At 58.5% G+C, this 21,263-nt stretch carries 16 protein-coding genes; 6 read left to right on the top strand and 10 right to left on the bottom strand.

Annotated features, from left to right (window positions below; all coding sequences use genetic code 11):
* Nucleotide 1: 1 nt before the first annotated feature.
* Nucleotides 2–1,300 (bottom strand): NCS2 family permease, encoded by a 1,299-nt coding sequence (locus tag AC13E3_RS22555; RefSeq protein ID WP_008174056.1) that lies wholly within the window; start codon nucleotides 1,298–1,300, stop codon nucleotides 2–4.
* 151 nt (nucleotides 1,301–1,451) lie between these two features.
* On the bottom strand, nucleotides 1,452–2,069 hold the full coding sequence (locus AC13E3_RS22550; RefSeq protein ID WP_062781766.1) for a trimeric intracellular cation channel family protein: 618 nt from the start codon (nucleotides 2,067–2,069) through the stop codon (nucleotides 1,452–1,454).
* A gap of 193 nt (nucleotides 2,070–2,262) precedes the next feature.
* On the opposite strand from AC13E3_RS22550, the gene AC13E3_RS22545 reads away from it, so the two are divergent.
* Together AC13E3_RS22545 and AC13E3_RS22540 are read left to right on the top strand one after the other, a co-directional pair.
* Nucleotides 2,263–2,829 (top strand): BLUF domain-containing protein, encoded by a 567-nt coding sequence (locus AC13E3_RS22545; protein ID WP_008174059.1) that lies wholly within the window; start codon nucleotides 2,263–2,265, stop codon nucleotides 2,827–2,829.
* Between the two features lie 146 nt (nucleotides 2,830–2,975).
* Nucleotides 2,976–3,956, top strand: coding sequence for an NADPH:quinone oxidoreductase family protein (locus AC13E3_RS22540; protein ID WP_008174060.1), 981 nt, complete (start codon nucleotides 2,976–2,978; stop codon nucleotides 3,954–3,956).
* A gap of 243 nt (nucleotides 3,957–4,199) precedes the next feature.
* Here the strand turns inward: AC13E3_RS22540 and AC13E3_RS22535 are convergent, their stop codons facing one another.
* From AC13E3_RS22535 to AC13E3_RS22500, 8 genes are all read right to left on the bottom strand, one after another.
* Nucleotides 4,200–6,026 carry a long-chain-acyl-CoA synthetase gene (locus AC13E3_RS22535; RefSeq protein ID WP_482902578.1) on the bottom strand — a complete coding sequence of 609 codons (1,827 nt, stop codon included), beginning with the start codon at nucleotides 6,024–6,026 and terminating at the stop codon, nucleotides 4,200–4,202.
* 63 nt (nucleotides 6,027–6,089) lie between these two features.
* Complete coding sequence (locus AC13E3_RS22530) at nucleotides 6,090–6,917, bottom strand: SDR family oxidoreductase (RefSeq protein ID WP_008174063.1); 828 nt, start codon at nucleotides 6,915–6,917, stop codon at nucleotides 6,090–6,092.
* Nucleotides 6,914–8,884, bottom strand: coding sequence for an acetyl/propionyl/methylcrotonyl-CoA carboxylase subunit alpha (locus tag AC13E3_RS22525; RefSeq protein ID WP_482902577.1), 1,971 nt, complete (start codon nucleotides 8,882–8,884; stop codon nucleotides 6,914–6,916). The genes AC13E3_RS22530 and AC13E3_RS22525 overlap by 4 nt, the downstream gene beginning before the upstream one ends.
* Before the next feature lie 152 nt (nucleotides 8,885–9,036).
* Complete coding sequence (locus AC13E3_RS22520) at nucleotides 9,037–9,858, bottom strand: enoyl-CoA hydratase/isomerase family protein (RefSeq protein ID WP_288365161.1); 822 nt, start codon at nucleotides 9,856–9,858, stop codon at nucleotides 9,037–9,039.
* A 22-nt stretch (nucleotides 9,859–9,880) separates the two neighbouring features.
* Entirely contained in the window at nucleotides 9,881–11,041 is a 1,161-nt protein-coding gene (locus tag AC13E3_RS22515; protein WP_062781787.1) for an acyl-CoA dehydrogenase family protein, read from the bottom strand.
* A gap of 541 nt (nucleotides 11,042–11,582) precedes the next feature.
* Nucleotides 11,583–13,199 (bottom strand): acyl-CoA carboxylase subunit beta, encoded by a 1,617-nt coding sequence (locus tag AC13E3_RS22510; protein ID WP_104269891.1) that lies wholly within the window; start codon nucleotides 13,197–13,199, stop codon nucleotides 11,583–11,585.
* A 10-nt stretch (nucleotides 13,200–13,209) separates the two neighbouring features.
* Nucleotides 13,210–14,076 (bottom strand): SDR family oxidoreductase, encoded by an 867-nt coding sequence (locus tag AC13E3_RS22505; protein WP_008174073.1) that lies wholly within the window; start codon nucleotides 14,074–14,076, stop codon nucleotides 13,210–13,212.
* 150 nt (nucleotides 14,077–14,226) lie between these two features.
* Nucleotides 14,227–16,023, bottom strand: coding sequence for an acyclic terpene utilization AtuA family protein (locus tag AC13E3_RS22500; protein WP_008174075.1), 1,797 nt, complete (start codon nucleotides 16,021–16,023; stop codon nucleotides 14,227–14,229).
* A gap of 106 nt (nucleotides 16,024–16,129) precedes the next feature.
* Here AC13E3_RS22500 and AC13E3_RS22495 point away from each other — a divergent pair, with 106 nt between their 5' ends.
* From AC13E3_RS22495 to AC13E3_RS22480, 4 genes are all read left to right on the top strand, one after another.
* On the top strand, nucleotides 16,130–16,789 hold the full coding sequence (locus tag AC13E3_RS22495) for a TetR/AcrR family transcriptional regulator (protein WP_008174077.1): 660 nt from the start codon (nucleotides 16,130–16,132) through the stop codon (nucleotides 16,787–16,789).
* Nucleotides 16,790–16,993: 204 nt separating this feature from the next.
* Nucleotides 16,994–18,058: a hypothetical protein gene (locus tag AC13E3_RS22490; protein ID WP_405420908.1), complete on the top strand. Its 1,065-nt coding sequence runs from the start codon at nucleotides 16,994–16,996 to the stop codon at nucleotides 18,056–18,058.
* A gap of 58 nt (nucleotides 18,059–18,116) precedes the next feature.
* On the top strand, nucleotides 18,117–19,127 hold the full coding sequence (locus tag AC13E3_RS22485) for a putative solute-binding protein (RefSeq protein WP_405420906.1): 1,011 nt from the start codon (nucleotides 18,117–18,119) through the stop codon (nucleotides 19,125–19,127).
* Between the two features lie 15 nt (nucleotides 19,128–19,142).
* A complete protein-coding gene (locus AC13E3_RS22480) occupies nucleotides 19,143–21,194 on the top strand; it encodes a TRAP transporter large permease subunit (RefSeq protein ID WP_482902576.1) in 2,052 nt (683 codons plus the stop codon).
* The last annotated feature ends 69 nt before the right edge of the window (nucleotides 21,195–21,263 follow it).

Here is a 21,263-nt window from a genome sequence, read left to right as displayed (position 1 = left end):
ATCAGGCCGCATCCAGGAAAATGAATTTCAGAACAAACACAACCGCAATGATAACAACACTGGCGTTCAGATCTGCCCAGCGGCCACTGAGTGCCTTCAGAATGGCGTAGGTGATGAATCCCAGGGCGATGCCGTTGGCAATGGAGAAGGTCAAAGGCATCATCAGGGCGGTGACAACAGCCGGGGCCGCGTCAGTGACATCCTCCCAATCAATCAGTTTGAGGCCGCTGGCCATCAGAACCGCCACGTAAAGCAGTGCCGGTGCGGTGGCGTAGGCAGGGATGATGCTGGCGATCGGTGACAGCAGCAAACAAGCAAGAAACAGCGCGGCAACCACGACAGCGGTCAGGCCGGTTCGGCCGCCGGCGGAGATGCCCGCGGTGGATTCGATGTAGCTGGTGGTGGTTGAGGTACCGAGGGCAGCACCGGACATGGTCGCAACCGAGTCCGACATCAGGGCCCGGCCGAGGCGCGGCAGTTTGCCGTCCTTGTCGAGGAGGCCGCCGCGCTGTGCGGCGCCGATCAGGGTGCCGGATGTATCGAACAGATCGACGAACAGAAACGCAAAGATCACGCTGATCATGCCGATATTCAGGGCGCCCGCCAGGTCCAGCTGCATGAACGTCGGCGCTATGCTCGGGGGTGCTGAAACCAGACCGTTGTACTCCACCATTCCCAGTGCCATGGCTACGCCGGTAACCGCAATAATACCAATCATGACGGCGCCGGTTACCTGGCGGAAGGACAGTGCGCAAATCAGCACGAAGCCGCCGAAAAACAGCAGGCTCTCTGCCACTTTCACTTCACCCAGCCCCACAAGCGTGGCGGGGTGATCCACAACAATGCCGGCATTCTTCAGGGCGATCAGGGCCAGGAAGAAGCCAATGCCCGCGGAGATGCCGAAGCGCAGGGACATGGGAATGCTGTTGATGATCCATTCCCGCACCTTGAAGATGCTCAGCAGGAAGAACAGGAAGCCGGAAATGAACACCGCTCCGAGCGCTATCTGCCAGCTGTAGCCCATGCTGCCGACGACCGTGAAGGAGAAAAAGGCGTTGAGCCCCATGCCTGGTGCCATGGCGATCGGGTAATTGGCCCATAGCCCCATGATCAGGGTGCCGATCACGGCTGCAAGACAGGTAGCAACAAAGACAGCCCCGAAATCCATGCCGGTCGATGACAGGATGCTCGGGTTGACCACGATGATGTACGCCATGGTCAGGAAGGTGGTAATGCCCGCAACCACTTCTTTACGAACAGTGGTGCCGTGGGCCTGGAGTTGGAACAGTCGTTCAAGCATGACGGGTGTCTGCCTCACAGGATGCTGAAAGTTTGTGTTTGGGGGTCTGGTCTGGACGGAATTCTTGAATTGCGTGAAAAAACGGCAATATTACCGGCTCAGCCTCCTAAGGCCAAGGGATGATTGACAGTTCGTCAAAGCGAATGTGGCGTTAGTTGCCATGAGAGTCACGCTGAAGCCGGATATCGAAGCGGACCGCCAGCATCCGCACGATGACGATAAAAAGCAGGCCAATGGTCAACGGCAGGACCTCGTTGTCGAGGAACCACTGGCAGACAAAGTACAGCCAGCATCCGGCGAATGAGATCGAGGCGTAGATCTGGTCTTTGCGAAAAATATAGGGGACCTCGTTACAGAGGGTATCCCGCAGGGCGCCGCCAAAGGTGCCCGTCATCACTCCCAGCAGGGAAGCGACAAACCAGGAATGTCCCAGATCCAGGGCCAGTTGGGCGCCAAGGATGGAAAAAACGCCGAGTCCGATGGCGTCGGGGAACACAATTCTTGACTCCCGCAGCCGCTCAGCCTTTTTCCAATAACTGAAGACAACCGCCATGGCCAGAATCAGCATCGGTTGCTCTTCGTGCTTGATCCAGTAAAGAGGGTGGTTGTCCATGATCAGGTCGCGCAGGGTGCCACCCCCGAGTGCCGTGATGAAGCCGATGGTAAATACGCCCACAGGATCCATATTTTTGGAGCGCGCCACGATCATGCCGGAAATCGCAAACGCGACGATTCCAACCATTTCAAGCACGTAGATGATGTCGATCATGGCGAGCCCCGAGATAGGCCAGGAGTGGCCGGATGCCTAAAGTCAAAGCGCGCAGGATAGCGAAAAAGCGGATGGCTTTCACCTGAGGCCAGATAGGTGTCAGGAAGCGCGGGCCTCCGGACTGTGATCCATAGCGACAGTTCTGAACGTATCTTGCATTCAACTTACCTGTATCCTGTTGTACGGAGTTGCTATGTCCCTGATGCGCCTGGCCTATGCCAGTGAAGCCACGTTTGAAGCCAAACCGGTGGAAAAGGGTGTTGAACCCCACGTTGCACGAATTCTGATGACCTCCCGTAAGAACAATGCCAAAGACCAGTTGGTCGGTGGCCTCTACTACGGAAACGACCGGTTTTTCCAGTATCTGGAAGGTGAAGAGGACGCCGTCCGTCGCACGTATGACAGGATCCTGAAGGATGACCGCCACCGCAACATCGTCACCTTGATAGAAGAGCCCCTCAAGAGCCGAACGTTCAGTAACTGGTCCATGAAATACGTGCCGCTTTCGAGGGACGTTCGGGCATTTCTGGATGATCAGGGACTTGAATCCTTTGATCCGGCCGCGTTCACCTCTGAACAGTGTGAGAAAATGATCGAGCTCGTTCGCAACTCCAGCCAGGAACAGAATCTGTCTACCCGTGATGATCCTAAATCTGTCGGCGACGCGCCTCAGGTGCTGTCCTCAGGAATGAAAACTGGCCTGATTGTGGCCGGGGTGGTTTTGGTTGGCGCTCTCGTGATCGGCGGGACCATGCTCTGAATGGACTCGCTCTGAGAAATAAGCGCCGCTTATGCGCTTAGATAAAAGAACTTTATTTGCTTCATGTTAAGACTCTGTTTAGCTTGACGGATAACAATCACAGGCGCCTGTCGCCTGGAATCCGATCAAACAAAAACGGAGCACTCATGAAAGCCATCCTCTGCAAGGAATATGGTCCGGCCGAGAAGCTGGTCATCGAAGAAGTTCCCAGCCCCGAAGTGAAAGGCCGCGGTGTCAAAGTGCGCGTTAAAGCCGCCGGCCTGAATTTTCCGGACACCCTCATCATCGAGAACAAATATCAGTTGAAGCCAAGCCTGCCTTTTTCCCCGGGTGGCGAAATGGCGGGTGAGGTTATCGAGGTTGGCGACAAGGTAACCCGCTTCAAGGTAGGCGACCGTGTTGCTGGGCTGACAGGTTATGGCGCCTTTGCCGAAGAAGTCATCGTGCCGGAGCAGAATCTTCTCCCCGTCCCCGATGGCATGTCCGACGAGAAGGCTGCGGCCTTCACCATGGTTTATGGGACTTCCTATTATGCCCTCAAGCAGCGCGGCAACCTTCAGCCTGGCGAATCGCTTCTGGTTCTGGGCGCCAGCGGTGGCGTGGGCCTGGCAACGGTTGAGCTCGGCAAGGCCATGGGCGCGAAGGTTATTGCAGCCGCCAGTTCGGCGGAAAAGCTAGCGGTTGCCAAGGAAGCTGGCGCCGATGAGCTTATCAATTATGCCGAAGAGCCTCTTAAAGACGCGGTGAAGAAGCTTACTCACAGCAAAGGCGTGGATGTCATCTACGACCCCGTAGGCGGTGACTTCACCGAACAGGCTCTCCGCGCCATGGCCTGGAATGGCCGCCACCTGATCATCGGCTTCGCGGCCGGCGAGATTCCGAAAATCCCGGCAAATTTGACTCTTCTGAAAGGTTGTTCCGTTGTTGGCGTATTCTGGGGCAGTTTCACTCAACGCGAGCCGGAAGCCAGCGCCCAGAACATGATGGAGCTGATGAAGCTCTATGCCGAGGGCAAGATTGATCCGAAGATCAGTGCCGTCTATGACTTCGAGGATTACGCCTCTGCCCTTGGAGCCCTTACTGAACGCAAAGCGACTGGCAAGGTTGTGCTTAAAGTCGGCTCCTGAGTTTTATCGAAGCCTGAAAGCTTTGGGAGGTTGCCGGTTGGAAGCACCTCCCAAAAACCGCTACGAGCACATCCATGTGCGCTTGGCGTCGGCCATCCATGGCCGCCGACATTTTTGGGAAGTGCTTCCAACCGGCAACTTCTGGAATCAGTGGTATCTCTGAGTATCAAGACTATAACGCAATAGCCCACCCTCACCAATCCGCTAATCCATAAGGCTAGGGCCCAGACAAAAGGCCAATCATCAAAACCGGACCGAACCCGAGTCAATCTCCGAAACCAGCTCCGGCGTCAGCAGGGTATACCCATCAGTCCCGGGCAACCAGGCATAGACTTCCTCGCCGTCCCTAAGCGAATAGCCCAGCTTCTGGATATCCACCTTGCGGTATTTGAAGGTTCCGGTTTTCTCGATGGCGTGGGTGATGCGCACAAACACCGGTACTGCATAGGCCGGCAGATTGTCCCGCAGATAGGCGAATAATCTGTTCACATCGAACTCTTGGCCATTACTGTGGGGAACCAGGGGCACCATGCCGGCCTTACCGTTGGAGCCGGGGATCTCGACGCCGTAGACGATGGCTTCCTCGACCATCCCCGAGCCGTCGATGATGTTTTCCACTTCCGTCGTTGAGACGTTTTCGCCCTTCCAGCGGTAGGTATCGCCCATACGGTCGACGAACTGCAGGTGGCCGCACCCGATTTCCTTCAGGACATCGCCAGTGTTGAACCAGGCGTCCCCCTTCTTGAAAGCGTTGCGGAGGATCGATTTTTCCGTGGCCTCTTTCTGGGTGTAACCCTCGAACGACCATTTCTTGGTGATCTCGCCGATCAACAGGCCGGGCTCGCCTTTAGCCACTTCCTGCATGAAGCCTTTTTCGTTACGAACTGGATCCCGTGTGCCGTCGTGGAATTTCACCAGTTTGTAGGGGGCGGTAGAGAAGCCTACCGTGTTGTCCATGTTGAAGAAGTTGCTGAAGCCGATGTTGCCTTCGCTGGAGGCGTAGAGCTCTGCGACTGTCTCTATCCCGAAGCGCTGCTTGAATTCCTTCCAGATGGAGGGGCGGAGGCCGTTGCCGATCATTTTGGTGAGGCTGTGGTTCCGGTCCTGTTCGCTGGGTGGCTGGTTCAGCAGGTAGCGGCAGAGTTCGCCGACGTAGCCGAAGGTGGTGGCGTGGTAATAGCGAACGTCGTCCCAGAAGGCGCTGGCGGAGAACTTGCGGCGCAGGGCAATGGCGGAGCCGCCGGCCAGGACGGACCCCCAGCAGACCAGCAGAGCGGTGCCGTGATAAAGGGGGAGCGTGCAGTAAAGAACGTCCTCCGGCTTCATGGCCAGAGACATCAGGCCAAACCCGCCGTAGGCCATTATAAATTTGCGGTGTGAGCCCGGGGCGGCCTTGGGCAGGCCGGTGGTGCCGGAGGTGAACAGGTAGATGGCGGTATCGCCCATTTTCGGCGCATCGCTCAGAACCGGGGCGTCGCTGTTGAAGGTGCTGACCTGCGCGGCCATGTTGGCGTAACCGGTCGGTGCGTCCCCAAAGGCGTTCAGCGTGTTGGTGTCTGCCAGAAACTGGAATGGCTGGGGATGGGCGGTCTTGAGATCTGTCTTTATGCCGTCGAACGCTTCGATCAGTTCCTCGCCAACCACCACCATTTTGGGCTCGATCAGGTTGATGCTGTGTTCGAGTACCTTGCCTCTCTGGGAGGTGTTGAGCATGGCGCAGGCGACGCCGAGTTTGGCTGCGCCGGCTACTACGGCCAGTAATTCGGGGCGGTTTTCAAGGAAGATCGCAATGGCGTCCCCTTTGGCAAGCCCTTGGTCCTGCAGGTAGCGGGCAATGCGGTTGGCCCAGCCATTTAGTTCGCTCCATGTGATCGAGCGGTCTTCAAACAGAATGGCGGGCCGGCTGCCCAGGTTCCGGGCGTTGCTCTCGATAAGAGTGCCGAGCGTAAGCTCACGGTTCTCGTTTTTCAGGGCATAGTAATACAGCCCCCGGGTTATGGCCGGCAAGCGCCGGAAGATTCCGGGCAGGCTGCGGGCAATGTCCAGTGCGGATACGTTGTCTTGGCTCATGGTGTTTCCATTTGTCCCTTTTATTGTGTGGACGTTGAACCCGGAACAACGCATGCCTCGGGTTCAGTCCAAAAACAGGTCCGGCATCAGGGGCTTATCGCCCGGCTCATACCGGTAATGCTCGAAGTCGGTGATACCGTCCTGCCGTAGCAGGTCCTCGTCGATCAGGGTCTGACCAGTCATAGTCTCAGACGACCGGTTGAGGATGCTGACAGCAGCATCGGCCATGATGTCCGGTTTCCTGCCCTGGGCCATCATCTGGGGCCCGCCAACCTCAAATTCGATGGCTGCCGTGGCAATCAGCGTTTTTGGCCACAGCGTGTTAACCGCAATGCCGTACCGCCTGAACTCCTCCGCCATGCCCAGGCTCAGCATGGTCATGGCGTATTTTGTGGTGGTATAGGGGCCATATTGGGCGAACCACCGGGTATTCAGATTCAGAGGCGGCGACAGGCTCAGGATGTGAGCCCGGTCCGACTGTTTCAGCCAGGGCAGTGCGGCCTGGCTGCAGGCCATGACGGCCCGGGCATTGACCTGATGCATCAGGTCGTACCGGCTGACCTTGAGGTTTTCCACACCGGTTAGCCGAATGGCGCCTGCGTTGTTTACCAGTGCGTCGATGCCGCCAAAATGCTCGCCGGCCTCATCAATGCGCTGGCGGATCTGCTTTTCATCCCGGACATCCAGAACCAGCGGTAGCGCTTTGCCTCCAGCATCCCGAACTTCCTCCGCCACCGTATGGATCGTGCCTGGCAGCTTCGGATGAGGCGTGTCTGATTTGGCGGCAATCACTACGTTCGCGCCCTGACGGGCGGCGGCGAGGGCGATGGCCCGGCCGATGCCACGGCTGGCGCCGGTGATAAAAACGGTACGATCACGCATGGTACTCATGCCTCGTTCTCCTGTTCGGCCGTCTCGTTGGCGGTTATCTGGACCAGTAACTGACTGCGTTTTACCTGGTCGCCTTTGCTCGCAAGAATCTCGGCGACTCTGCCGTCGCGGTCTGCTTTTACCGGATGCTCCATCTTCATGGCTTCCAGTATCACCAGCGTATCGCCCTGGTGAACGCTCTGACCAGCTTCAACTAACACATCAATGATGGCACCATCCATGGTCGCCTGGATGCGACCGCTGCCCGCGCCACCAGCAGTCCTGGCTGGTTGGTGGGTAACATCGCGCACCGACCAGGATTGCCCGAACGCCTGCAAATATAGGGAATCGCCCTGGCGGTGATATTGGCAGGCCTGACGAACGCCGCTGTCGATAATGCACAAATGGCCATCCCTCTGGCTCTCAAGTACCAGGGAATGCCGGGTTTCGCCCATACTGACAGACAACCGGCTGCCGCTGCGGGTCACCAGTAGCTCGACAGTGGTGTCGCCGGTTTCCAGCTTGATGGGGGTCATGGTGGCCGGCGCATTGCTCCAGGCGCTCTGGCCCGAAATGTCATGGTCGAGCACGCAGGCGGCCAGGGCCAACTGGCGAATGGTCAGGTTTTGCGGCTGAAGGGACGGATCGTCCTTGAAGGCCTGCTGCAGGAAGGCCGTGGTCGCCCCGCCGGCCCCGAAAGTTTCGTCTGCGATAATCCGGCTCAGGAAATGGCGGTTGGTGGTCACGCCGAACACGGTTGTGTCCTCAAGCGATCGGATCAGTCGCCGGCGGGCTTCATCCCGGTTTTGGCCCCAGGCAATTACTTTTGCCAGCATCGGGTCGTAGTGGGGAGTGATAGCATCTCCAGATCGTACCCCGGTATCAAACCTTAAACCTTCGCCTTCGGCTGGTTCAAAGGCGTATAGCGGTCCGGTCTGGGGTGTGAATCCGTGGGCAGGGTCCTCTGCATAGAGTCGAACCTCAATGGCATGGCCATTCAGGTGAATATCGTCCTGGCTGAGCGGCAGCGGGCGTCCCTCGGCCACGTTGAGCTGCCAGGCGACCAGATCCTGGCCGGTAATGAGTTCGGTGACCGGATGCTCTACCTGCAGGCGGGTGTTCATTTCCAGAAAGTAGAAGTTTCGGTGCTTGTCGACCAGGAACTCGACGGTGCCGGCGCCTTCGTAGTTGCAGGCCAGAGCCGCTTTGACTGCAGCCTCACCCATGGCCTGTCGTAGTTCCGGCGTGACAAAGGGGGAGGGTGCTTCTTCCACTACTTTCTGGTGTCGGCGCTGTACTGAGCAGTCCCGTTCGCCGAGGTAGACCGCATTGCCGTGGCGATCCGCAAACACCTGGATTTCCACGTGGCGGGGCTCAATCACGGCTTTTTCCAGGATCAGTTCGTCGTCGCCGAAGGCCTGTTTTGATTCGGAACGGGCCCGTTTGATGTTGTCGGCCAGTTCGGATTCACTCTCAACCAGGCGCATGCCGCGACCACCACCGCCGGCAGAGGCTTTGATCATGAGGGGGTAGCCGATGTCTTTGGCGGCGGCGATCAGTTCGTCGTCGTTGGCGTTGTCGCCTTCATAGCCAGGCACCACTGGCACGCCGGCTTCCTGCATGGCGATTTTGGATCGGCGCTTGCTGCCCATGAGTTCGATGGCCGAGGCGGGAGGGCCAACGAACACCAATCCGGCGTCTTTGCAGGCGTTGGCGAAGGCGGCATTCTCGGAGAGGAAGCCGTATCCCGGGTGGATGCAGTCGGCGCCGGTTTTGCGGGCGGCTTCAAGAATTGCATCGCTGTTCAGGTAGGAGGCGGATACCTGTGCCGGGCCAATGCAGACGGCCTCGTCGGCGAGTTCCACGTGCATGGCCCTGGCGTCGGCCTCTGAGTAGACGGCCACGGTGCGGTAACCCAGGGCTTTCGCGGTACGGATGACGCGGACTGCGATTTCGCCGCGGTTGGCTACTAGTAGTTTCTTTAACATGTTCTTGTTCTCTCCTTTGGAGTAAGCCGCGAGGCTGAGTGCCGTCTGGCTTCCAGAAAACCGCTACGAGCACATCCATGTGCGCTTGGCGTCGGCCATCCATGGCCGCCGACATTTTCTGGAAGCCAGACGGCACTCACCCTCGCTCCGCATCAGTCCGATTCGCTTGCCCAGGCTGGTGGACGTTTTTGCATGAAGGCCATGGTGCCCTCCGTTCCTTCGCTTCCCCGGATGGCTTCCGCAAATTTTTCAGCCGCGCTGTCCAGCAAACCGCTCATGGGTTCATGGCCAACCCTGTGTAGCAACGCTTTGGTTTCTGCCGTGGCAACCGGTGCGCAGTGGCGGACACGATCCAGAGCGCTTGTCAGCATCTCTTCCAGTTCATCCTCTGAAGAAGCCGCCTGGTGAACGATGCCAAGACTGCATGCTTCGTTCGCATCGATTCTCAAACCGAGCAGGGCCAGCCGCCGGGCCTGAGTGAGGCCGATTCGTTCAACCACAAACGGCGCAATCTGGGCTGGAATCACGCCGAGGGAGGTTTCCGGCATGCCGAACTTGGCGCTCGGCCCGGCGATGGCGACGTCGGAAACGCAGGCCAAACCGAATCCACCGCCCATGACGGCGCCTTCGGTGATCGCGATGACCACTTTCGAGGATTCGTTGACCTGTTGAATCATCTGACCGAAAGCGCGGTTCAGACGATAGAACGGGTCCGCCTCACCCTCGACCGCTTTCTGGCCGCGGGCTCCGGCCATGTCTTTGATATCACCACCGGCGCAGAAGTGCCCACCGACGCCTCGGATGACGACGGCGCGAATGTGCAGGTCGTTTTCAATCTGGGTGAACACCGCGGACAGTTCCGCCACCATCTCGAGGCTCATGGCGTTGCGCACGTCCGGTCGGTTGATGGTGATAAACAGGGTTGGGCCCTGTTTTTCCAGAAGCAGTGTTTCGCAATGCGGTACCTGGTCCATAAGTGACTCCACCGTCCGTTTGTTAGTCGCGCTTCTTGCCCGGAAGGGTGCCCATCATCTTGCAGATAATTCCCAGCATGATTTCGTCGGCACCACCGCCGATGGAGACCAGTCGAACATCCCGGTGTGCCCGGGAAATCGGGTTGTCCCACATGTAACCGTTACCGCCCCAGTACTGCAGGCAGCTATCTGTAACCTCACGCCCAAGACGTCCGGCCTTGAGTTTGGCCATGGAGGCCAGGCGGGTGACATCCTTGCCTTCAACGTGCAGCTCGCAGGCCTGGTAGGTGAGGGCGCGCAGGGCCTCGACTTCGGTTTGCAGTTCGGCCAGGCGGAAGTGGATTACCTGGTTGTCGATCAGCGGCTGGCCGAAGGTCTTCCGCTCGCGACAGTACTCGATGGTCTTGGTGATGCAGTTTTCCAGCGCCTTGATCACGTTCGCCGCACCCCAGATTCGCTCCTCCTGGAACTGCAGCATCTGCATCATGAAACCGGTGCCCTCGGCGCCGATCCTGTAGCGCTGGGGCACACGGACGTCGTCAAAAAAGATCTGGGCGGTTTCGGAAGAGCGCATGCCGAGCTTGTTCAGGTGCGGGCTGAAGGAGATGCCCGGCGTTTTCGTGGGCACGATGATCAAAGACTTGTTCTTGTGGGGCTTGTCGTCCGAGGTGTTGGCCAGCAAGCAGATGAAGTCGGATTTGGGGCTGTTGGTAATCCACATCTTGGAGCCGTTGATGATGTAGTCGTCACCGTCTTTCTTGGCAGTGGTTTTCATTCCCGCTACATCAGAACCTGCGCCAACTTCACTGACGCCAATACATCCCACCATGTCGCCGGCAATGGCCGGCGCGAGGAAACTGCGTTTCAGTTCATCAGATCCAAACCGGGAAATGGCCGGGGTACACATATCGGTCTGGACCCCGATGGCCAGCGGCACACCACCACAATGGGCCATGCCAAGCTCTTCCGCAGCCACCAGGTTGTAGCTGTAATCCAGCCCCATACCGCCGTATTCTTCGGGCTTCTGGATACCCAGGATGCCGAGGTTTCCGAGCTTTTTGAACAGTTCATGAATCGGGAATTCCCCGGCGGCTTCCCATTCGTCGCAGTGGGGATTGATTTCCTTCTCGACGAAATCGCGGACGGTTTTTCGAAGGGCTTCGTGTTCGGCTGTGAATTTCACGTTCCTGTTCTCCTGCTGGTAGAGAGTCCGTGCCTTCTCGGTGTTGGTGCACGTTCTTTAGCTTGGGACGCGGCTGTGTGGGATCGGTTTCAGAAAACCGCTACGAGCACATCCATGTGCGCTTGGCGTCGGCCATCCATGGCCGCCGACATTTTCTGAAACCGATCCCACACAGCCGCTTATGTTTGCAAACTGTTTGCTGCCTGCTGGCAGTTTTGTTGTTTTTGTAGGTCGGGTTAGCCAAAGGCGTAACCCGACAGATTGGCGGGGTGGCCTGGCTTTTTTTGTCGGATTACGCCTTTGGCTAATCCGACCTACGTTTGTTTCTCGCATACTTCTGAAAAGCGCTCTCACTGAAGGCGTTAACTCCGAATCCTGAAGAATCGGTTGGGCCCCTCTGTCCAAAAATGTCGACGGCCAAGGATGGCCGGCGCCAAGCGCACATGGATGTGCTCGTAGCGTTTTTTGGACAGAGGGGCCCAATCGGTTCCTGCAGCTCATTCCGAAGACCAATAGGCGGGCCCCACCAAACCCAGAAAGCCTAAAGGCGGGCCACACCAAAGGTATTGGGCCGCAACTGCCGAGCCTCGGCTTCCCGGCAAACGTCCAGAACTAGGGCCAGAACGCGCCGCGTATCCCGCGGGTCAATCAACCCGTCATCCCACAATCTGGCCGTTCCGAACAGCGCCGTTGAGCCTTCCTCCAGTTTCTTCGCCGTGGCCTGCTCCAGAAAATCCAGTGTCTTCGGATCCGGCTCCATGCCGCCGCGGCGCTGCTTGTCTTCAGCCACGATACGCATCACCTTTCCTGCCTGCGCCGGCCCCATAACTGCGGTTCGGCTGTTGGGCCAGGCAAAGATGAACCTCGGATCCAGGCCACGGCCGCACATGGCATAGTTACCTGCACCATAGGAACCGCCGATGACAATTGCGACCTTTGGCACCCGACAGTTGGCCACAGCCTGGATCATTTTCGAGCCGTGTTTGATGATGCCGTTCTGCTCTGAGTGAGTACCCACCATGAAACCGGTGGTGTTATGCAGGAACAAAAGGGGCGTTCCGGCCTGGTCGCAGAGCTGGATGAACTGGGCGGCCTTGGCGGATCCAGCCGGGGTGATCGGGCCGTTGTTGCCGATGATGCCGACTGAATGACCTTCAATTCGGATGGTGCCGCAGACGGTCTGGTCGTCGAACTCGTTTTTGAAGTCCATGAACTTTGAACCGTCGGCAATGCGGGCGAGGATTTCGCGCACATCGTAGGGCTTTTTGGAATCCGCCGGGATGACACCCAACAGCTCCTCGGCCGGGTAGAGCGGTTCCTCCCATTGAAGTTCGCGCCGGGGTGGCAGCTGCTCGTTCCAGGGCAGGGCTTCGAGGATGTTTCTGGCCTGGCGGATGCCGTCGGCGTCGTCTTCGGCCAGGTACTCTGCCGTTCCTGCCACGGTCGCATGCATCTCCGCGCCGCCAAGTTCCTCATCGGTGGCAACTTCGCCGGTTGCTGCCTTCAGCAGTGGTGGGCCGGCCAGGAACATCTTGGCTTGCTCGCGCACCACGATCACGTAGTCGGACAGACCCGGCTGATAGGCGCCTCCGGCGGTGGCGTTGCCGTGGACAACGGTGACCTGAGGAATGCCGGCCGCGGACATCCGCGCCTGATTGGCAAAGCCCCGGGCGCCGAGCACGAAAATATCGGTGGCGTAGTTCAGGTTGGCGCCGCCGCTCTCGGAAAGGGATACGACCGGAAGCTTGTTTTCCATGGCGATCTGCTGCAGGCGCAGCGTTTTGTCCAGGCCGGCAGGGGTAATGGTGCCGCCTTTGATGGCGCTATTGCTGGCCACCACCAGACAGCGGATGCCGCTCACATAACCTATGCCGGCGATGATCCCGCCGCCGGCGAGGCTGCCGTCCTTGTCGTCGTGCATCTTGTAGCCTGCCAGGGAGCAGAGTTCCAGAAAGGGCGTGCCGCGGTCCAGCAACCGGTTAATACGGTCCCTCGGGAGCAGCTTGCCCCGTTTGATGAACTTCTCCCGGGCGGCTTCCGCCAAATCCAGAACCTTTTGCTCAACGTCCCGGAACGTGGTGATGTGGGCGTCCATGGCTTCGGCGTTGGTGCGGAAGTCCTCGGACGTGGAGCTTACCGTGGATTCAAGTACCTGCATGGTCGGCTCCTTAGTCGTCGCTCAGAACTTTCGGGGTGATGGCCCGGTGAAAGCCGTTGTAGGGTTCGTTGTTCTTGGCTTTCGGTAGCGGCCAGACCCGACCTCCCTGTGACGCACCGCCGTCGATCCGCAGACAATCCCCGCTGATAAACGCTGCGCCAGGGCTGAGTAAAAAACAGATGGCCGAGCTGACTTCGGATTCGGTGCCCATGCGTTTGATCGGGACGTTATCACCAAGGCTGCGAATCCACTGCTTCATGTGTTCGGGGTAGTTATCCATGCCACTGGAGGCAATCCAGCCCGGAGCGACTGCGTTTACACGAACCCCGGACGCGCCCCACTCAACGGCGGCTGTCTGGGTAAAGTTCACCATGCCGGCCCTGGCGGCGCCGGAGTGTCCCATGCCGGGCATACCACCCCACATATCGGCCACGATATTTACAATAGCGCCCCCGGTTTTTGACAGCGCCTGGGTGTAGGATTCCCGTGCCATCAGGAAGCCGCCGGTCAGATTGGTTCGAACCACCGTCTCCCAGCCCTTCTGGTTGATCCCGGTCAGCGGCGCCTGGAACTGCCCGCCGGCATTGTTCACCAAACCATTCAGGCCTCCGTGTTCGGCAATGATCGCCTTCACCGTGGCCTTGACCGAGTCCTCTTCACGGATATCACAGACATGGGCGGACGCAATGCCGCCGTCCTCGGTGATCTCTGCTTTCACAGATTCCACTTTCTCGGCCTTGCGGCCGACCAGGGCAACCCGTGCGCCCAGGGCAGCGAGTTCATGGGCCGTACACCGGCCAATACCAGAACCGCCGCCGGTAACAATATACACCTGGCCCTTAAACAAGTCGGGATGAAACACAGACTGATAGCTCATAGTAACGAAGACCCTTTCAAAGTTCGGGCGCTCTGGTTGGTAGCGCGTTTCGGGACTGTGAGCAGCAAGGATGCTGCGATCAAGCCTACATGGATGTATTCACGGCGTGTCCCGGAACGCGCTATCAACCAGAGTGCATGCACCAATAAATCAATCTTTAACCAGACCAGAAGGAACAGGCACCGGAAACTCCAATAGCTGCTGCGCAAACGCCTTCCCTTGTGGATCAATCCGCAGGCTGGCCACGCCACCGCCGCCAAGGCTGTGCTCCAGCAGGAAATTGATGGCCTTCAGCCCGGGCATGGCCCAGCGGGTCACCCGGCCGGTTTCCGGATTCAGGGTATGGGCCATCCAGTCCGCAACCGCCGCTTCCGTCAGCGCGGTTTCAATGAACGGCAGAAATTCCGGTTTGCGGGCGATCACGCCAATGTTGGTGTGGTCGCCCTTGTCACCGCTGCGGGCCCAGGCAAGCTTCACCAGCGGCACAGTGGTGTCCGTTTCGTCTGTCTCGTGTGTGAACGACTGGGGCTGGAGGTCGCTGTTATCGAAACCGCCGCTGGTTTCGACTCCAACGGTTTGCCGCTCGCCGCCCAGATCCACGGACACATCAACTTCCGTTTTCGGCACCAGGCATGAATACAACCGGATCTTCGGCCACACGGTCGGCCGGCCACCCACAATCCCGGTGATTCCCGGTGCCATCCCCGTGGCTGCCTGGGCAATCTCGCGGGAAAACAGTACAAGGGCCTCTTTCTTGGGATGGGCGGTGCTGATCTTGACCACTACTTCGCGGCAATCCTCGCCACGGCCATGAGCACCGTAGGTCGTTTCCGTACCCAGAAGCTCAATACTGGTTTCGCTGTAATCAGGCAGGCCACGTTCGCTGAACATGCGTGAGGTCTTGGCCAGAATGGCCTGTGCGACAGTCTGGGCCTTGGCCCTGGCATTCATGCCTGCCAGCAGGAAGGTAACCGTGCACTTGAAACCATCCGGCCAGGTGCCCGATACCTTGTAACTGTCGGTGGGTGGTAGCCCCCGTGCGCCCCGCACCTGTACACGGTCTTTACCGGTTTCCTCCAGCTCTACACCTGTGAAATCGCAGGTAACGTCAGGCAGCAGGTAGGCCCTTGGGTCACCGATTTCGTAGACCAGCTGTTCCGCAACTGTGCCACGACTAACCAGCCCGCCGGTGTCTTCGGGCTTGGTGATAAAAAAGTCGCCGTTGGCACTCACTTCGGCTATCGGGAATCCCATGTTGGCGTAGCCGCCAGCTACCGCTTCCCAGTCGGTGAAGTTGCCGCCGGTGGCCTGGGCACCGCACTCGAGCAGATGCCCGGCCAGGCTGCCCTGCGCCAGTTTGTCGTAGTCTTGCCAGCTCCAGCCGAACTCGTGCACCAGCGGTGCCAATACCAGGGCACTGTCTGCCACCCGGCCGGTAATAACGATGTCCGCGCCCTGTTCCAGAGCCGCAACCAGACCTGGCGCTCCCAGATAGGCATTCAGGCTGACCATCATTGCGGGCATCGGTTGGCCGGAACCCATCTCCTTGACGCCCATATCTGCGAGATTTTTCTTTTTCATCAGAAGGTCGTCGCCCAGAACCAGGGCGATCTTCATGTCCACGCCGGCTTTTTCACAGAGAGCCTGAAGGGCGTCACGACAGGCCACCGGGTTGACGCCGCCGGCGTTGGCCAGCACCCGAATGCCCTTTTCCTTGATGTCACCGAGCAAGGGGCCCATGACCGTCTGTACGAAATCCCGCGCATACCCCTGGGATGGGTCCTTCATTTTCTGGCCCGCCATGATCGACATGGTGATTTCGGCCAGATAATCGGCTACCAGATAGTCGATATTGCCCTTGTGGACCAGCTGCGCGGCAGCCGTTTCCGTGTCGCCCCAGAAGGCGGCGGAGCATCCGATGCGAACAGTGTTGGGGGATTCAGCCATCTTCCTGTGCCCTGTAAATGATTGCTGATTGAAAATGGGAGCGGTGGCGGTTTTGCCACACGATGGAGATGACAATACCAAGCAAGCGCTTGGTTTGTAAACAGGCATGTTTCAGGTAGAATTAAAGGCCTCTTATGCCAACCGAGTAGCCGTAGTGAGCCAGAACCAGATCCTCCAGTCCCTGATCGCAGAAAACCTTGTGTCAGACCCCGAAGGCGCTCGCGGCCGTCTGCTCACTGAGGCGGCTCGGCTGTTCCGGGAAAAAGGCTACGAGCGCACTACAGTTCGTGACCTTGCCGCTGCCGTGGGTATTCAGTCCGGCAGCCTGTTCCACCACTTTCGAACCAAGGAAGAGATCCTCAAGGCAGTGATGGTAGAAACCATCCGGCTGAACACCGCGCTCATGCAGGCGGCTCTGGAGGCCGCCGATACCAGCAGGCAGAAGCTTCGTGGACTGATCCGCGCGGAACTTGAATCTATCAATGGCCAGACCGGCGAAGCGATGGCGGTCCTGGTATTTGAATGGCGGAGTCTGTCGGCCCCGTCCCAGGGCGAAGTGCTGGAACTTCGGGACATCTACGAGAAACTGTGGCTGGATGTGCTGGAATCATTGAAGCGCGAGGGCGCGCTGGAGGCGGATCCCTTCGTTGTTCGAAGGATGTTGACCGGCGCTCTCAGCTGGACCGTAACCTGGTACAAACCGGAGCGGGGAGGGCTGACACTGGATGGCCTGACCGATCAGGTAATGGCAATGATGGCTCTGTAAGCGGATTGGCGTTTTCAAAAGTCATTGTTTTATATCAATAATATTCTGGCAAATTCCTTTCCTTCCGGGCCATTGGCCCGATCGGCATAACAAAATCGGCATTCGAGCCATTTTTGTAGGACAGTTTTCACCGCATTCTTGCACCCGTTGACAAAAACCGAGTTCAGATCGGGCAAACAAAAACAACGTGATGCAGGGTGAAATATGATCTCCTCTCTGGCAAAGCTCGGACCGCATGTCTTTGCGGCTCGCCTCAAGGCTCTCTCGCTGGCAGCCGTTGCCATACTCACAGGTTGCTCGGCCAACCCCATCTACACCACCACCGGCGTTGTGCTCTCCAATTATTCGGAGGGCGAAGCCACGCCCTACGTGTTGCAGATGTCCGACACCCAGATGGCGTGTGCGCTGGGCGAGGGCGTGGATCCGCTGCTCTATTCCTTCTCGCGGGTCACCGATGCACCTGACACCACCGGCTCCCTGTTGATGCTTCTGGCAGGCAATTGTGCGGAGTACAAGGCCTGGGAGGCTGAGCTCGCCTATCTCAGAGCGGATTATGAGGGAGATGTGGAAGCGGCAAAGGACGCTAGGGAAGTGGCAAAGCGATTGAATGCGCTGACCGCGAAACGTCGGTATGCCTCCTTTAAGCGAGCAATGGCCGCCTACGAGTTCGATCCCGCTGCTGAACCCCTCGAGTGCCCCTTTCTGTTCACCGAACAGGACGAAATCACCTTCCTGCTGGGCTTGCTGACCGGTATGCAGGCAATCGTAAACGATGCCAATTCCGGCGCCATGGCCGGAGTCCCCAGGAATATCGCTCCCCAGGCCGAGCGTGCCGCTACCTGTCTGGACAATGAAAAGTGGGGTGGTATGCCAAACGCCATCCGGGCCCTGGTCTGGCTGCTGCTGCCGGATACCCGTCCGGCGCTGGCGCCGGATCCGTGGCAGGTGCTGGAACACAGCAGGGAGCTGGGCGTTGAGAAAGGCATGCGGGTTCCGCACGCGCTCCAGGCTGTCGCCGCCGAAACCTTTGGCCGGCCGGAGAAGCTTGAGGAAGCCATCGCCAGTTTCGCCGAGGCCGATGCAACTATGGAGGTCTGGGACGAGTACCGTCTGGTGGATGAAGTCGCGGCGGGCGTGGTTCGCTTTTCTTCTGACAAACACTGGACCGCCAACTACGGCTATCGGACGCCGCAATCCTTCTTCGGCAGGATGAGCCCGGAGCGGCAAACCGACAACGTCGAAACCATGAATCTGGACGACCTGCTGTAAGCCAGGTTGCCGACATCCTCTGAAAACTGACAAACACAAGAATGACCCGGAGGTCGTTATGATCCGCAAATCCCTGACAGCCATGGCCCTTGTCGCCGCCGCTCCTCTGGCATCGGCGCAGTCTGTCTCCATGTGTGTGTTCGATGTCATCGGCGCCAATGGAGACTTTTACAATTTCGTCAAAGACTATGCCCTGGAGATGAAAGGTCATGGCGTGGATTTCCAGCTGAAACCCTACACCGATGAAGGTGTGGCGATTGGTGATTTTAATGCCGGGCAATGCGATGCGGTTGCCGCCACGGACATCCGGATTCGTCCATTCAACAAGTTCACGGGCAGCATCAGCGCCGTGGGAGCCCTTCCCACCTACGACAACCTGAAAACCCTGTTGGCCACTCTGGCGCAGCCCAAAGCAGCGCCATTGATGAAGGATAACGGGTACGAAGTGCTCGGGATCATTCCTGTCGGTGCCGGCTATCTGTTTGTAAACGATCGCAGTATTGATACCGCCGGCGAGCTGGCCGGCAAGCGTATGGCAACCCTGGACTACCAGAAAGACGCCATTCATATGGTGAACTTCGTCAAAGCCACGGTCGTGCCCTCCGACATCACCAACTTCGCCGGCAAGTTCAACAACGGTTCGGTGGATACCGCCTATGCGCCGGCTTTTGCTTACGAAGCTCTGGAACTCTACAAGGGCATTGGCGAGAACGGCGGGGTGGTGGACTATCCGCTGGCACAGCTGACGCTTCAGATGGTTGCCCGTGATGACGTGCTAGGCGACGAAACCGCCCAGAAAGCCCGGGAAGTTGCCTGGAACATGTTCCCGCAGGCTATGGGCCTGATCGAAGGCCAGGAAGCGGCCATTCCTGAGGAAAAATGGGTACGCATCCCTGAGAAAGACATCCGCGGCTATCAGGAAATGTTCCGGGAGAACCGGATCGAAATGCGCGATGGTCTGAACGGCGCCCCGGATGTGTATCACCCGAAAATGATGGGTCTGCTCAGCAAGATCCGGTGTGCAAGTAACCCGGCTGCTGCCGAGTGTACTGCGGCCAACCGCGAATAACAGGGCGGAACCATCATGAACTGGCGAGCAATTACCGCTCCGGCTGCAAGGACCCTCTATCCCGTACATCGGATATACGGGGCCGTCCTGCTGCTCTTGCTGTTGTTTACGTTGCTGTTGGGGATGGGCAATTCCCTGCATTCCCGACTGCTCTGGGTCGGCGAACAGGCCTGGCCAAACTACTATTTGCTGAATCCGGATGCCGCGGAGCCCACGTGCCAACTGGAGATGGATATCGACGCCGAGGTTGCCCGCCGGGTGGCGAACTATAAGCCGGACCCGGATGACCTTTTCAGTTCACCGCCTAATCCGGAAGCCATTCGCAAATCCCTCCAGAGCAATCTGGAACTCTGCCAGCAGCAATACGATGTCTATGAGCAGAACCTGGTGCACGCCACGCCAGCTCTCGGGGCCTTCAAGACCGTAGAGCAGGGGCTGGCGGACTTCCTGCTTGAGAACATTGAGCTTACCAAGTACCTGTTTATCGCAATGTTCGCGATGGCTGCGGCAATCGCTGCACTGGATACCGACCACATTGCGCTTCGCCTGCCTCGCAACCGTGCCGAATGGCGGTTGAGCCAGGGTGTGCAGTTTGTGGTTAATGGCCTGATGGTGCTGTCGCTGAACGCTTATCTTGGGAAACTGGCCGCGTCGCCGGGTTCGGAAGACACCATGAACCTGCAGTATGCCTGGGGCGGGGTCTTCGGCCTGTTCATGGTGATTAACGCCGTCCGGTTCCTGAACGTTCCGGAACGGATCCGTTCCGGCGGGCTTTCCGCCTCGTCCGGTCTGGTGATTCCGCTCTACTGTGCCATGGGCCTGATCGCCATGAGCTATTTCTTCCTGGTAGACGGTTACGCCTCGGGCCTGGCCATCTATTTCGGGATGATGTCCAACCTGTCGTCCATGTTCATCAACATCGGCCTTTACGTGCTGGTGGGCATGATGCTGAAGCAGACCAGGATTCCCGAGCTTCTGCTGAATCTTATCAAGCCCTTCAATCTGCCAGCACCGCTGCTGGCCTCGGTGATCATCTTCGCAACTGCGTTTCCGACCGCGTTCACCGGCGCATCGGGCATTTTCATCCTGGCCGTGGGTGGCGTTGTTTATGACGAACTCCGCCGTGCCGGTGCAGGGCGGCAGCTGTCCCTGGCAACGACCGCCATGTCGGGCAGCCTGGGCGTTGTGCTGAATCCTTGCCTGCTGATTGTTGTCGTGGCTGCGCTTAATAAAGAAGTCACCACCACAGAGATGTACAGCTGGGGCTTCTGGGTCTTTATCATGTCGGCAACGCTGTTTTCGCTGATTGTCTGCAAGACCCAGGGGAACTGGAAGCCTCGTCCGGCGCCGGGCGCGTTCCGTGCTGCTCTCTCGGAAAGTCGTGCCTTGCTGCCTTATGTGGTTGTGGCTGCTCTGGTCATCCTGTCGATCTGGGTTGTTCTGGGATTGAAGTTCAACGAGTACAGCGCCCCGCTGATCCTGCCGTTGGTCATGCTGGCTCTGGTCCTTCTGGATTCCGGCCGGAGCAGAGAGGCGCAGGGCCACACCCGCTCTCAGGCGTTCTGGAACCGAAGCTCCGCCGCTGCCAGCGATTCAGCGGTGCATATCGGAGCCCTGCTTGCGCTTATCGGGTTTTCGATCTGCCTCGGCGGTATCCTGGAACGCTCGGATATTGTTCACGCGCTCTTCCCGGAGGACCTGACCAGTCCCTGGATCGCCATGCTGGTGATCGTCGTGATGCTCACAGTTATAGGCATGGTCATGGACCCGTTCGGCGCGGTAATCCTGGTGTCGGCGACCATTGCCCAGCCGGCGATCCAGCTGGGTATTGATCCGCTGCACTTCTGGATTGTGTGTCTGGTGGCATTTGAGCTCGGTTACCTGAGCCCGCCAGTGGCGCTGAACCACCTGCTCACCCGCCAGGTGGTGGGCGAGACCGAAGTGCTGGCGGCAGAGCGCACAGGTTCCTTCTGGCATCGCTATGAGCGGCTGCTGCTGCCCCTGGCCGTGATGGGCCCCACACTGTTGTTCGTGGCCTTTGTGCCGATGCTGTTCTACGCGTTGTAATGTTGAAGTGCGATAAAGAGGGCCGCCTGAGGGAAACTTCGGGCGGCTTTTTTGCATCTGGAATACAAG

Source organism: Marinobacter sp. L-80, assembly GCF_056859395.1.
Note: the sequence above shows the minus strand (reverse complement) of the source record. Positions and strands in the feature narration are given on the sequence as shown.

Excerpts from the sequence above, each read along its gene's own strand:
- AC13E3_RS22510 (WP_104269891.1), bottom strand. The coding sequence starts at position 13,199 with ATGCAGGTACTTGAATCCACGGTAAGCTCCACGTCCGAGGACTTCCGC.
- AC13E3_RS22525 (WP_482902577.1), bottom strand. The coding sequence starts at position 8,884 with ATGTTAAAGAAACTACTAGTAGCCAACCGCGGCGAAATCGCAGTCCGC.
- AC13E3_RS22540 (WP_008174060.1), top strand. The coding sequence starts at position 2,976 with ATGAAAGCCATCCTCTGCAAGGAATATGGTCCGGCCGAGAAGCTGGTC.
- AC13E3_RS22545 (WP_008174059.1), top strand. The coding sequence starts at position 2,263 with ATGTCCCTGATGCGCCTGGCCTATGCCAGTGAAGCCACGTTTGAAGCC.
- AC13E3_RS22485 (WP_405420906.1), top strand. The coding sequence starts at position 18,117 with ATGATCCGCAAATCCCTGACAGCCATGGCCCTTGTCGCCGCCGCTCCT.
- AC13E3_RS22490 (WP_405420908.1), top strand. The coding sequence starts at position 16,994 with ATGATCTCCTCTCTGGCAAAGCTCGGACCGCATGTCTTTGCGGCTCGC.
- AC13E3_RS22555 (WP_008174056.1), bottom strand. The coding sequence starts at position 1,300 with ATGCTTGAACGACTGTTCCAACTCCAGGCCCACGGCACCACTGTTCGT.
- AC13E3_RS22480 (WP_482902576.1), top strand. The coding sequence starts at position 19,143 with ATGAACTGGCGAGCAATTACCGCTCCGGCTGCAAGGACCCTCTATCCC.
- AC13E3_RS22500 (WP_008174075.1), bottom strand. The coding sequence starts at position 16,023 with ATGGCTGAATCCCCCAACACTGTTCGCATCGGATGCTCCGCCGCCTTC.
- AC13E3_RS22520 (WP_288365161.1), bottom strand. The coding sequence starts at position 9,858 with ATGGACCAGGTACCGCATTGCGAAACACTGCTTCTGGAAAAACAGGGC.
- AC13E3_RS22505 (WP_008174073.1), bottom strand. The coding sequence starts at position 14,076 with ATGAGCTATCAGTCTGTGTTTCATCCCGACTTGTTTAAGGGCCAGGTG.
- AC13E3_RS22535 (WP_482902578.1), bottom strand. The coding sequence starts at position 6,026 with ATGAGCCAAGACAACGTATCCGCACTGGACATTGCCCGCAGCCTGCCC.
- AC13E3_RS22530 (WP_008174063.1), bottom strand. The coding sequence starts at position 6,917 with ATGAGTACCATGCGTGATCGTACCGTTTTTATCACCGGCGCCAGCCGT.
- AC13E3_RS22495 (WP_008174077.1), top strand. The coding sequence starts at position 16,130 with ATGTTTCAGGTAGAATTAAAGGCCTCTTATGCCAACCGAGTAGCCGTA.
- AC13E3_RS22550 (WP_062781766.1), bottom strand. The coding sequence starts at position 2,069 with ATGATCGACATCATCTACGTGCTTGAAATGGTTGGAATCGTCGCGTTT.